Origin of the sequence: Veillonella sp. CHU594, assembly GCF_003992265.1 — a bacterium.
Lineage (GTDB): Bacteria > Bacillota > Negativicutes > Veillonellales > Veillonellaceae > F0422.
On sequence record NZ_RQVB01000011.1, the window covers coordinates 38,227 to 50,176 of the forward strand.

Annotated in this window: 13 protein-coding genes and 1 tRNA gene; 12 read left to right on the forward strand and 2 right to left on the reverse strand. The window is 36.2% G+C overall.

From position 1 onward, the window contains the following. The first annotated feature begins 24 nt into the window (after positions 1–24). Positions 25–115, forward strand: a tRNA-Ser gene (locus tag EO111_RS07755). A gap of 280 nt (positions 116–395) precedes the next feature. Then, positions 396–566, forward strand: a complete 171-nt coding sequence (locus EO111_RS08335) for a hypothetical protein (protein ID WP_164723833.1) — start codon at positions 396–398, stop codon at positions 564–566. A 237-nt stretch (positions 567–803) separates the two neighbouring features. Here EO111_RS08335 and EO111_RS07760 read toward each other — a convergent pair whose 3' ends face one another. Then, a complete protein-coding gene (locus EO111_RS07760) occupies positions 804–1,463 on the reverse strand; it encodes a YigZ family protein (protein ID WP_127011203.1) in 660 nt (219 codons plus the stop codon). A gap of 347 nt (positions 1,464–1,810) precedes the next feature. Here EO111_RS07760 and EO111_RS07765 point away from each other — a divergent pair, with 347 nt between their 5' ends. After that, entirely contained in the window at positions 1,811–3,964 is a 2,154-nt protein-coding gene (locus EO111_RS07765) for a cation-translocating P-type ATPase (RefSeq protein WP_127011204.1), read from the forward strand. A gap of 326 nt (positions 3,965–4,290) precedes the next feature. On the opposite strand, the gene EO111_RS07770 is transcribed toward EO111_RS07765, so the two are convergent. Beyond that, complete coding sequence (locus EO111_RS07770; RefSeq protein ID WP_009353434.1) at positions 4,291–4,479, reverse strand: hypothetical protein; 189 nt, start codon at positions 4,477–4,479, stop codon at positions 4,291–4,293. 554 nt (positions 4,480–5,033) lie between these two features. Here EO111_RS07770 and EO111_RS07775 point away from each other — a divergent pair. The 9 genes from EO111_RS07775 to EO111_RS07815 all read left to right on the forward strand — a co-directional run. Continuing rightward, entirely contained in the window at positions 5,034–5,855 is an 822-nt protein-coding gene (locus EO111_RS07775) for a MerR family transcriptional regulator (protein WP_164727626.1), read from the forward strand. 221 nt (positions 5,856–6,076) lie between these two features. Further along, entirely contained in the window at positions 6,077–6,400 is a 324-nt protein-coding gene (gene ylxM / locus EO111_RS07780; protein ID WP_009353321.1) for a YlxM family DNA-binding protein, read from the forward strand. A gap of 1 nt (position 6,401) precedes the next feature. Continuing rightward, entirely contained in the window at positions 6,402–7,751 is a 1,350-nt protein-coding gene (gene ffh / locus EO111_RS07785; RefSeq protein WP_009353265.1) for a signal recognition particle protein, read from the forward strand. A 27-nt stretch (positions 7,752–7,778) separates the two neighbouring features. Beyond that, a complete protein-coding gene (gene rpsP / locus EO111_RS07790; protein ID WP_009353289.1) occupies positions 7,779–8,042 on the forward strand; it encodes a 30S ribosomal protein S16 in 264 nt (87 codons plus the stop codon). Between the two features lie 21 nt (positions 8,043–8,063). After that, the gene (locus tag EO111_RS07795) at positions 8,064–8,291 is read left to right on the forward strand and encodes a KH domain-containing protein (RefSeq protein ID WP_009353402.1); all 228 of its coding nucleotides are present in this window, start codon (positions 8,064–8,066) and stop codon (positions 8,289–8,291) included. A 12-nt stretch (positions 8,292–8,303) separates the two neighbouring features. Further along, a complete protein-coding gene (locus EO111_RS07800) occupies positions 8,304–8,711 on the forward strand; it encodes a YlqD family protein (RefSeq protein WP_009353329.1) in 408 nt (135 codons plus the stop codon). Beyond that, complete coding sequence (rimM, locus tag EO111_RS07805; protein ID WP_127011206.1) at positions 8,711–9,208, forward strand: ribosome maturation factor RimM; 498 nt, start codon at positions 8,711–8,713, stop codon at positions 9,206–9,208. Before EO111_RS07800 ends, rimM begins: the two co-directional genes overlap by 1 nt. A gap of 365 nt (positions 9,209–9,573) precedes the next feature. After that, on the forward strand, positions 9,574–10,170 hold the full coding sequence (locus EO111_RS07810; RefSeq protein WP_009353333.1) for a TetR/AcrR family transcriptional regulator: 597 nt from the start codon (positions 9,574–9,576) through the stop codon (positions 10,168–10,170). A 23-nt stretch (positions 10,171–10,193) separates the two neighbouring features. Beyond that, positions 10,194–11,950: PEP/pyruvate-binding domain-containing protein (locus EO111_RS07815; protein WP_127011207.1), on the forward strand; the 1,757-nt coding region annotated here is incomplete at its 3' end.

Sequence of the window (11,950 nt, forward strand, 5' to 3'; positions counted from 1 at the left end):
TATGGTATTCTTAGTAAGTATCATGGAGGATTACTCAAGAGGCTGAAGAGGACGGTTTGCTAAATCGTTAGGTCGGGTTACCGGCGCTAGGGTTCGAATCCCTAATCCTCCGCCACAGGACAAGAGCACATATGTTATACATGTGTGCTTTTTGTTTTCTATTTTATCAAAAATCGTCAAATAAATGTCAAAAAGTTATATCTAACATGCTTGTTAGTTATGATTAAATTTGATTTAATAAAAATACTATAAAAAGTGTTATAAAAAATAGTTTATGAGATAATAACTATCTGTCATTTCACAAATGTTCTGGACTCTTGTATACTACAGACATGCAATAAGAGTACACTTAACAGGAAGAGTAGAGTGTTATGACAAGGAAGGAAGTAACTAATATGAGTTTAGTATCAGCATGGATAGAAAATTTAAAAGAACATCGTTTAGAAGCATGTGAAGCAAGCCAATGCAAAGATAATAGCATTAAAGGCTGGCCACATCCTTGGACTTCTGAATTGCAAGATGAAGAAGTTGTAGAAGTATTTGTAGCAGAATGCTGCAACAATTAATTTAGCGTACTTTCCCTTTATATAGAGGACTCCAACAAGAAGCACAAAAAACCACGGTGAAGGAAGACACCGTGGTTTTTTGTTGCTCTTTTGGAAAATCCCATATCATTTGTTCATCAGAGTTAGATCAGAAATTTTATTAGTCTATTACATAACTGATTGATGTGTTGTGAGAGGAGATGGGCTACAGTAACTCTACCATTCTATTACCAATTGCATATATGTGACATCTAAACATCAGTTTTCAGTTATATCAGCAACATACGGTAATTCTACCATGCGAACTTCTTGCAATTGCCAAGTTAGATTACCTCCAGTTAGGTTGGTCAAATCTGTTTCTAAGGAAGTCACAGCTTCTGGTTCTACGTAGATTTCGATAGATACTAGATCTGTAAACGATGCTGTATAGTGAAGCTCTAGAGTTTGTAGTTGGCGCTCTATGGCTCCAAAGTTAGAATAATCTATGGAGATAGTCACAATTTGACGTGGTGCAATGAGTAGTTTAGGTCCTTCTTGAACAACCTTGGCTGCACTATGAGAGTAGGCACGAATGAGGCCCCCTGCCCCTAATTTAATGCCACCAAAATAGCGAGTCACTACGACAGCCACATTGGTGATCCCCGTCTTTTTTAACACTTCTAACATTGGCTTTCCGGCTGTACCAGATGGCTCCCCATTGTCAGAGGAACGCTGCTGTTCTTGGCGAGGCCCGATAGCATAGGCGGTGCAGTTGTGAGTAGCATCCCAAAATTCTTTGGATATACGTTGGATAAATGTTTGTGCTTCTGCTTCAGTAGTAACAGGAGCGATAGTAGAAATGAAACGTGACTTTTCGATACTATATTCAGTTCTAAATTCATTGGCTATAGTGATATAAGATTGGGGGATATCTGACATAGAAACTCCTGTATATGAATAATAAATATTAGTTTACAATCCTTGTGTATCTATAGTATAACATAAGTTAGTGGAACACTGTTGCTATATGAAATATAGAGTGTTAGGCCTGTATGTTCGGACAGCATAACATAAACTGGATACAATAGTTTGTGTAAATACGGTGGGTTAGACAATCGATAGCTATCAAATCGGTGTAAGCCACATACTGCAAGATTTGTATAAGAAATATACTGTTAAATTTGTATAGGGTATATACTATGAAAAAGGTTGGATATATGTTAATATATTCATAGTAATAAATATAGGTATCTTTCACATAGAAGCATATAGCATGAGGAGGAAGTATGCATAAAGAAGAATTTTCTATTATTGGCATGCACTGCGCTGCTTGCGTAGGGCGTGTAGAAAAAGCAGTTAGCAAATTAGATGGTGTAGAAGATGTGAAAGTCAATTTGCTCACCAATAAAGGAACCGTAACGTATACAGAAGGTAGCACAATAGGTGCGGCAGAGGTCATTGCTGCTATTGAAAAGATTGGCTTTGAAGCACACATTGCTACTGATGCGGATATGAAGGTAGAAAAACCATCTCATAAAGGGCAATATATTCGCTTAGGTGTGGCAGCTCTCATGGCGATCCCTATGATGGTATCCATGATGGGTCACTATTTATGGCATTGGCCGATGTTATCTCATGAAATTGAATTAGTCTTAGCTACGATCGCTCAATTTGGAGCGGGCTGGATTTTTTATACTAGCGCTTTTGCGGCGATTCGCAGTGGCACGCTTACTATGGATGTGCTCGTAGCATTAGGCACGTCCGTAGCGTACGGATTTAGTATCTATCAAATGGCAGTAGGGAATCATGATGTGTATTTTGAAACCTCTGCGTGGCTTATTACCTTTATTTTATTAGGTAAATTATTGGAAGAAATTGCTAAGGGACGTACGTCTGAGGCTATTCAAAAATTAGTGGCATTACAACCTAGCGTGGCCCATGTGGAACGCAATGGGGAGTGGATGGATATTCCTACGAAGGAGATTGTCCTAGGTGACAAAATCCAAGTACGGGCCGGCGAAAAAGTGCCAGTAGATGGAATTATTTTAGAAGGTCATTCCACAGTGGATGAGGCTATGCTGACAGGTGAAAGCGTACCTGTAGAAAAAGGTCAGTCTAGTCAAGTCATAGGCGCCACAGTTAACATGTCGGGCACATTTATTATGAAAGCCACTGCTATTGGGGAGGAAACTATGTTATCCCAAATCATCAAAGTAGTGGAACAAGCACAAGCATCTAAAGCGAGCATTCAGCGTATCGCGGATGTGGTAGCATCCTATTTTGTGCCGGTAGTCATCGGTATTGCCATTCTTACCATGATTATTTGGTATTTTGTATTAGGATCTACGGTAGGAGAAGCTTTATTATATGGCACAGCTGTGCTTGTAATTGCCTGCCCGTGCGCCTTGGGCTTGGCGACACCCACATCCATCATGGTAGGTTCAGGCCTTGGGGCAGAACATGGTGTGCTTATTAAAAGCGCAGAATTTTTAGAAAAAGCAGGTCATATCAATGCCATCATCATGGATAAAACTGGGACTTTAACGGAAGGAAAGCTATCTGTTACGAAAGTGATATATACAGCAGGTGATGAAATGTATAATTTGGCTTTCACAGTGAATCTTGAAAAAGGATCCACTCACCCTATTGCACAAGCCATTGCTAAATACGGTGCTAGCAAAGGCGTGCCACAAATGATCGTGAAAGACTTTCAAGATATTCCAGGAAAAGGATTGGAAGGACGTATAGCGGATAAATTGATTCGGGTTGGTCATACTCGCTGGATGCAAGAACTAGGTGTTGATATCACGCCATGGCAAGCGGAGATCCACAGTCTGGAAGAACAAGGTAATTCTGTATCCGTCTTGTTAGTAGACGGCACAGTACACGGTATTTGGGCTGTAGCAGATACATTGCGTCCAGAAACTCCTGAGGTTGTAAAGGCTTTACAAGAGCAAGGCATCGATGTGTGGATGGTCACAGGAGACAATGCGCGCACAGCGAACTATATAGCTGCCCAAGCAGGAATTACTCACGTAGTAGCGGAAGTACTGCCACAAGATAAAGCAAATACTATCGCCACATTACAAAGTCAAGGAAAATCCGTTGGCATGGTGGGAGATGGTATCAATGATGCGCCAGCTTTAGCGCTAGCAGATATTGGATTTGGTATCGGTCATGGTACGGACGTAGCCATAGAGGCGGCGGATATCGTATTAGTGCGAAATGATTTGCGCACCTTAGTACAAGCCGTGACGATTAGTCGTAAAACGATGACAAATATTAAACAAAATTTATTCTGGGCATTGATCTTTAACTGCATTGGTATTCCATTGGCAGCCATAGGGTATTTGAGCCCTATCATTGCCGGAACCGCCATGGCATTTAGCTCTGTTACGGTGGTGAGCAATGCATTGCGGTTAAAACGTGCAAAAGTGTAATCATTGGCTTATATGATGATCCGGAGAAGTTCATAACTTTATTGTAATATCTATGTAATAGGGCTTACATGAATATTCACTGTATGCCATACAATAGAAAAGGACTATAACAAATACGAACTAGGTACGATTTGCTATAGTCCTTTTTGTGGATGTTATACAAAATGCTGGAATTATGTATATAAGAGTGATCAGTAATAGTTTTAACACAAAAATAGAACCCCAACTCAAGGGAAGAAGAGTTGGGGTTTTGTTTCGGACATCGTCCTATCTATTTCACTCAAAGGTTGGGGTATATTCTAATAGTATGGGCGTACGTATTTGAATCAACCTTTTTTGTGCTTACATTTACCAGCTGTGTTGCCGCTCATAATGCGGTTGAACATAGCATGGATTTCCTCGGAAGATTGACCTTCTTCACGAGCTGCTTCAATATGACGCATTGCCATATCGTAGCGTGCTAATTTTTCTGGATCGTTCGCGTAAAATTCGCGACCTTTGTGTCCACATGCCATAGGAATAGCCTCCTTTTACAATATAGTTTATACCTATTAACTTGCTCATTGAGAACTCCTGTACATCTAGTACCTGTCCTCTGTTATTATAATAAAGTATATGGTTGTGGTGGAGTCAACAAATAAAAAGAATTATTTTTAAAATTTTTCATATCTGTTATTAACCATTGATAGTATAGGGTTTATAGAACTTGAAAGGTTTTGGACTAGACTTTTTTATGAGAATTAATTTAATAATAGATAAAAATATATGAATGAAACTCAATATATTAAAAAGCCCATAGTTATGCTATAGTATAGGTGTAGTTAAAACTATATGCCTGTAGTTTAGTTTTGCTAAAACACTTATGTATTACAGGAAATGAAATAAAAGAAGTGTTAAAAAAATTACAGATAATACAGAGATTGCAAATATTGTAAATGTATTATAAGCAATATGAGTATAAAAGGCATTACAGGGGTTAGATGTATTAAATGTGTTAAACGTGTTAAATGTAGTAACCTATTAGAAAATCTAAATGCCTGTTGGAAATACAGTAGAAAGGATAGTATCTATGCGAAATATTTATATGACGATTGGAGATGTGTCGAAAATTTATGGCATATCAAAACAAACGATCTTATACTATGAAAAATTAGGACTATTTCTGCCAGCAAAAATTGAAGATAATGGATACCGCTATTACACATTAGAAGAGTGCTATCGATTAGAGATTATTTTGACCCTAAAAAAACTAAATCTATCCTTGAAAGATATTCAAGACTATGTGGAACATCGAGGTCCGCATATGTTGAAAACCTTATTAGAAGATGCACGCTATAGCTTTGATCGGGAGATTAATGATTTATATACAAATAAAATGAATTTAGAGAGAACCTTATTTAACTTAGAACGATATTTAAAAATACCTAAAAATCGATTGTTCTTTGGTATGAAAGAAGAATCTTTCTATGCACTAACTCCTTATGATGCAACAGAAAAAGGAAAGAAAAAGTTATTTACTTTATTAGAACATCAAGCTAGGCTTATAGAGGAAGTCCCTTTTAAAGCTATTCAAATTGGTATGGCTATCGATGGAGAAGACTATGAACAGGGAGATATCATCAAGTACAGCCATTATTGTACAGATGTAGGATTTGATTATGAAGGTGACATGGAGATTGTTACTCGTCCTAGAGGGATGTATCTAGAAATGTTTTATACGGGTCTTTATGAAGAACAGGCTCAGTGGATGTACGATAAAGTAAGTAGTTATTTATCTTATGAGGGATTACAAATTGCAGGTTCCGTATATATAGAACCAGTACGGAATTATTGGACAGAGACAAAACGTGAAGACTATTTATCTAAAATTACAGTACCTGTTGAGGAATAGGTGAAACATGTATGCTGGAAAATTGGAAACAGAATATAAAAAATGAGTTACCATAAGACGCGATGCAATACAAAATATAAGATGTTGTGGTATAGATTATTTTGTGTGTAAAGGCAATTCACTTTACAACTATTGACAAGTTAGGTAAATATTGGTAATATAGGGTGTAAATATTTTTTGCTTGACAGATAATACTTTCAAAACGCTTAGAAGGAGGGACCATGGAAGAACGAATGACAATTAGTTTGTTGTTAGATTTTTATGGATCTTTGCTGACGGAGCGACAACGAGAGTGTTATGCCTTACATCATGAAGATGATATGTCACTAGGTGAAATTGCAGAAGAAATGCATATCTCTAGGCAAGCTGTTCATGATAATATTGAACGAGCAAAAGCTAGTATGGAGGGGTATGAACAAAAGTTGCACCTCATTGAACAATATTTACTACGGCGAAAGATTGTGAAACAGATTAGAGAAGAGCTAGTATCTGCTACCATTACATCTGAATCGATTCAATCATTATTAACACAATTGGAGGGCTAGTATGGCTTTTGAAAATTTAACACATAAATTACAAGAAGCCTTTGCATCCTTAAAAGGAAAAGGTAAAATTTCTGAAGAAGATGTTAACCTAGCGTTACGACAAGTTCGGTTTGCTTTGTTAGAAGCTGACGTAAACTTTGGAGTAGCGAAAGATTTCATTGCCCGTATCAAGGATAAAGCCTTGGGTGAGGAAGTGTTTGGTTCCTTGAACCCAGCGCAAACGGTCATTAAAATTGTGAATGACGAATTAACCGAGTTATTAGGTGGCACTGAAAGTCGTATTATGATTTCTCCGAAACCTCCCACAATCATTATGTTGGTAGGTTTACAAGGGGCAGGTAAAACGACTACGGCTGGTAAGCTGTCTGTACATCTTCGTAAACAAGGTAAGAATCCAATGCTAGTAGCAGCCGATGTGTATCGTCCAGCAGCGATTAAGCAATTGCAAGTAGTGGGAGCTCAAATCGATGTTCCTGTATTTGCAAATGAAACGCCAGGTGCGAATCCTGTGGAGATTGCTAAAGCGGGTATTGAAGAGGCAAAACGCTTATTCAAAGACATTGTTATCATCGATACAGCAGGTCGCTTAGCCATTGATGAAACCTTGATGGATGAACTAGCTAATATCAAGGGTGAAGTAAAACCGCATGAAATCTTGCTAGTGGTGGATGCCATGATTGGGCAAGATGCAGTAGGCACAGCCGAAGCATTTAATAATTACCTAGGCCTTGATGGTGTCATTCTAACGAAAATGGATGGCGATGCCCGTGGTGGTGCAGCACTTTCTATTAAAGCTGTCACAGGTACGCCGATTAAGTTTACCGGTACTAGCGAAAAAATGGATGGTTTAGAAGTATTCCATCCAGATCGTATGGCATCTCGTATTCTTGATTTAGGCGATTTCAAAACGTTGATTGAAAATGTGCAAAGTTCTATCGATGAAGAAGAAGCGAAAAAAATGGCTGAGAAAATGGCCAAAAATAGCTTTACTTTAGATGATTTCTTAGCGCAAATGAACCAAATACGCAAATTGGGACCTTTGCAAAATATCTTGGGTATGTTACCAGGTATGGGGAAATTGAAGGACCAATTAGCAGGTTTTGATTTAGATAATAAAGAAGTGCGTCAAATTGAAGCTATCATCAAATCTATGACGATGGCAGAACGTACGAATCCTAATATATTGAATGGATCTCGTCGCAAACGAATTGCGGCAGGATCTGGCACTACAGTGCAGCGAGTAAATCAACTGATTAAACAGTTCGAGGATGCTCGTAAGTTTATGAAGCAGATGCAGTCTATGAGCAAAGGTAAGAAGGGGATGTTCCCTAAATTACCGTTCATGGGATAATATTCTATTTAAGGAGGTGAAAGAAGAATGTTAAAAATCCGTTTAACTCGTTTAGGTGCTAAAAAAGCTCCTTTCTATCGTATCGTTGTTGCTGACTCCCGCGCTCCACGCGAAGGTCGTCCAGTTGATACAGTAGGTCAATACGATGCTACTAAAAACCCAGCAATCGTTAATATTGACGAAGAGAAAGCATTAGAATGGTTGGGTAAAGGTGCACAACCTACTGATACTGTTCGCTCCTTGTTCAAAAAACATGGTGTTATGCAAAAATTTGCTGACGCTAAAAAATAATTAATAGAGAGGCGTACTGTGATGCAAGAATTAATTACATTAATTGTTCAATCATTAGTTAAGCAACCTGAAGCCGTTTCTGTTACTATGGAAGTTCGCGATCAAGTGGAAGTCTATGAAATCCGTGTCGCTCCTGATGATATGGGTAAAGTAATTGGAAAGCAAGGTAAGATTGCGAAAGCGATTCGCGCTGTGGCTAAAGCAGCGGCTATTAAAGAGAACAAGAAGATATCCGTTGATATTGTCTAAAAGGGTGGTAACATGGAAGAAATGACATTACGCGTACCCGTGGCAATTAAGTCTAAGGTTACGGACACTTTAAAAAACAAAATTATTGCTGATTTACAACAACAAATGGATATGGTAGATCAAGATTTACAACAAATCGAATTCCAAGCTAAACGTTTGTTAAGTGAACAAGCAAAAATTGATGCACAAGGTTTAATCCAATTGCGTCAACAAATCGAGGAAGAAAAGCAACAACGCGTAGCTTTCAAAGCTCAAGTAGCAGAGCGTTTGAAAGAAGCAGAAAAGCTTGAAATTGGTTCTGAAATTGCCCAAGGTCAAATGGAGCAAACTATTACTGTGAAAATCGGTGATAATTTAGATGCTCTTATGGGATCTGAAATTTTGCTAGAAGATGGCAAAGTTGTGGCATTCCGTCAATAATGGATACACAAGAACTGATTACCATCGGTGTGATCGTCGCTCCGCACGGTGTGCGGGGCGATGTTCGTATATTACCGAGAACAGATTTTCCTGAGCGGTTTATGAAAATGGATGAATGCTACATCAATGGTCAACTATACCATATTACATCTGCAAAATTTCATAAACAGTTTATCTTGGCTACTTTTAAAGAGTTACCTAATCGCACAGCTGTGGAGCGTTTAGGTAAGCAAGAAATTAAAGTGCCAAGAAAAGATTTGGTGGAATTGCCAGAAGATAGATATTATATCTTTGAAATCGAAGGCCTTGCCGTAGAAGATACAGAAGGTAATGATTTAGGCATTGTAAAAGAAGTACTACAACCTGGTGCAAACGATGTGTACGTAGTCGCTAAAGAGGGGGAGCCAGATTTATTATTACCAGCTTTGAAAACAGTGGTATTAACCATTGATATTGAAGGTGGTAAGATGATCGTAGATCCTCCAGAATGGTTGTAATAGAAAAGTCCCTTGTACTGAGTGCAATGATGCGTTCAGTACAGGGGACTTTTTGTATATCTATACCAATTTTGGGGACAGCAGTTAATCTATTCGGTTTCTTTCAGATAAGAACTGTATAAAAATGTGAATATAATGAAATGGTAAGAAACATAAGTGAGATACATGAGATATACCTAATTTTAGATATAACAAAGTAGCCCCACTTATGTGTAAAATGCAGAGTTTTTTAACTAAATAATATATCCAAGGTCAATGAATATAAAATAAAATATTCATTGGCTTTTGAATTTGTGGGTGTTATAATATCAATGAATAAAAAATAAAAAATTCACAGATTGGTTTGAGAAGTTTAGAGGTTAAAAATGGCAAAGGCATTTACAGAAGAAGAAAAGATAAAAATCAAAGAAAGTATTATGGAAACTGCTCTTGATTTATTTCATGATAAAGGTACAAAATCACTTAGTATTTCGGAATTGACAAAAAGAGTAGGGATAGCACAAGGAAGTTTCTATAATTTTTGGAAAGACAAAGAATCTCTTATCATCGATTTAATGGCATATAGGTCAATACAAAAATTGGGAAACATTGAAAGAGAATTTTCGAATTCACTCACGAATCCTAAAAAGTTCCTTTCAGAGGTAATTTATAAGTATTCGATAGATATGACTGAGAAAATTAAAACCCAGCCAATTTATCAAGAGGCATTTAGAATATTTGCAAATCAAGATTCAAAGAAAGTGAATAGAGTAGAAAATCTATATGGTGATTTTTTGGATAGGTTAATAGATTATTGGTACAAAAATAATGTAGTAAAAAGCGTAGATAAGCAAGGCTTATCAAATGCCTTTGTTGGCAGCTTCGTTATATGTTCAAATTATTTCCATTTCAATAAAGATACCTTTGAAGAAGTGCTTAATATTTATATACAAAGCATTGTTTTTAAATATATAGAAATTTAATTGCTTAAATGAAGGTGATAGTAATGATTCTGAATTTTAATGAGATAAAAAAGGAAGATGTATTAGTTGCTGGAGGTAAGGGTGCTAATCTTGGAGAAATGACTTCTGCTAAAATAAATGTTCCAAGTGGATTTGTTATAACAGCAGACGCATATAGAGATTTTTTAAAAGTAAATGGGATTGATATTCTCATTGAAAATGGAATAAAAAAATCAGTAGATGATGAAAGAAAACTTCTAAATGAATCTGAGCGTTTTAGAAGAAAAATAAAGTCTGGAAAATTTCCTAAAAGGTTAGAGAATGCAATAAGAGAAAAATATTTTAATCTTGGAAATAATATAAGAGTTGCAGTGCGTTCTTCAGCAACGGCAGAAGATTTGCCAGATGCCAGTTTTGCAGGGCAACAAGAAACTTATTTAAATGTTCAAGGTATTGAAAGTGTATTGAATGCAGTGCGTAATTGTTATGCTTCGCTTTGGGGAAATAGAGCTGTAAGTTATAGATTTCATCAAGATTATGATCAAACTTCAGTTTCTATTGCAGTTGTTATTCAAGAAATGATAGAGAGTGAAAAATCAGGAATTTTATTTACCGTAAATCCAGTAAACAAAAAAGAAAATGAAATGCAAATAAATGCAAGCTTTGGATTAGGAGAAAGCGTTGTAAGCGGAAGAGTTACAGCTGATAGCTACATTATTGATAAATTAGGGAAAATAGCCCAAGTAAATATTGGAAGTAAGGAAACACAGATTATATATGGGGATAAGGAAACTGTTGAGGTAGCAGTAAGCTCTGATAAAAGAAAAACTCGTGTATTAAATGATAGAGAACTACTTGAACTTATGAAGTGTGGTTTAAAGATTGAAAAACATTATCGTATGCCTATGGATATTGAATGGGCAATCAAAAATGATATTGTATATATTTTACAGGCGAGAGCGATTACCACATTAAAAAATTCTGAAAATGATATAATTGGCAATGATTTAATAGAGAAGTATATAAAGGGCAAAAAAATCAAAAAGGATACACGAGAAGTAATGTCATTCTTTTTAGAAAAAATGCCTTTTGCACATAGAGTTCTTGAATTCGATTATTTGATGGCAATCAATGATCAGAAAGTAAACATTTTATCAGAAGGTGGGATTATTTTACCAAGAAATCCAATTATAGATGATGATGGTATACAAACTTTTTCTGATGAAGGAAAGCGAATTGGAAAGAATATTTTCAATTTTTTTAATATCTTAAAGAACATGAAAGATTTTGAGTTCTGTTATAAGAAGTGCAAAGATTTTATGAATATATATGAAACTAAAATAGAAGAAATCAAACACTTAAATTTTGAAAATATGACATTAACTGATTGTGGAAATTTTTTAGAAGAAAGTTATGCTCTTTTGCAAAAGCTTGCTTATGATAGATTTAAGTATGCCTTATTTCCATCAGTATTAAATAGCAAGAAATTTACCAAAATAATAAAAAAAGTAAATAGCAATTATTCATCGTTTGATTTTTATTGGGACTTAGATAATAAAACATCGGTGATTACAAATGATGTCTATACAATGGCTTATGAGATAAGAAAAAATGAAGCTTTAAGAAGAGCAATAATTTCCGGAGATAATTTTAAGGAATTATATAAAAAGTATAATGATTTTAAGAATATAACAGATGAGTTTATGAAAGATAATGGCTTTAAATCTGATTATAACTGTTATTGTTTATCTGCAAAAACATTTCTCGAAGATCCTGATAGGCTGACAAATATATTACGACC

Bases quoted from the DNA above. Each gene is read 5' to 3' on its own strand.
- EO111_RS08335 (WP_164723833.1), top strand. From the start codon at position 396: ATGAGTTTAGTATCAGCATGGATAGAAAATTTAAAAGAACATCGTTTA.
- EO111_RS07760 (WP_127011203.1), bottom strand. From the start codon at position 1,463: ATGTCAGATATCCCCCAATCTTATATCACTATAGCCAATGAATTTAGA.
- EO111_RS07775 (WP_164727626.1), top strand. From the start codon at position 5,034: ATGCGAAATATTTATATGACGATTGGAGATGTGTCGAAAATTTATGGC.
- EO111_RS07795 (WP_009353402.1), top strand. From the start codon at position 8,064: ATGCAAGAATTAATTACATTAATTGTTCAATCATTAGTTAAGCAACCT.
- ffh (WP_009353265.1), top strand. From the start codon at position 6,402: ATGGCTTTTGAAAATTTAACACATAAATTACAAGAAGCCTTTGCATCC.
- rpsP (WP_009353289.1), top strand. From the start codon at position 7,779: ATGTTAAAAATCCGTTTAACTCGTTTAGGTGCTAAAAAAGCTCCTTTC.
- EO111_RS07800 (WP_009353329.1), top strand. From the start codon at position 8,304: ATGGAAGAAATGACATTACGCGTACCCGTGGCAATTAAGTCTAAGGTT.
- EO111_RS07810 (WP_009353333.1), top strand. From the start codon at position 9,574: ATGGCAAAGGCATTTACAGAAGAAGAAAAGATAAAAATCAAAGAAAGT.
- EO111_RS07770 (WP_009353434.1), bottom strand. From the start codon at position 4,479: ATGGCATGTGGACACAAAGGTCGCGAATTTTACGCGAACGATCCAGAA.
- EO111_RS07765 (WP_127011204.1), top strand. From the start codon at position 1,811: ATGCATAAAGAAGAATTTTCTATTATTGGCATGCACTGCGCTGCTTGC.
- ylxM (WP_009353321.1), top strand. From the start codon at position 6,077: ATGGAAGAACGAATGACAATTAGTTTGTTGTTAGATTTTTATGGATCT.
- rimM (WP_127011206.1), top strand. From the start codon at position 8,711: ATGGATACACAAGAACTGATTACCATCGGTGTGATCGTCGCTCCGCAC.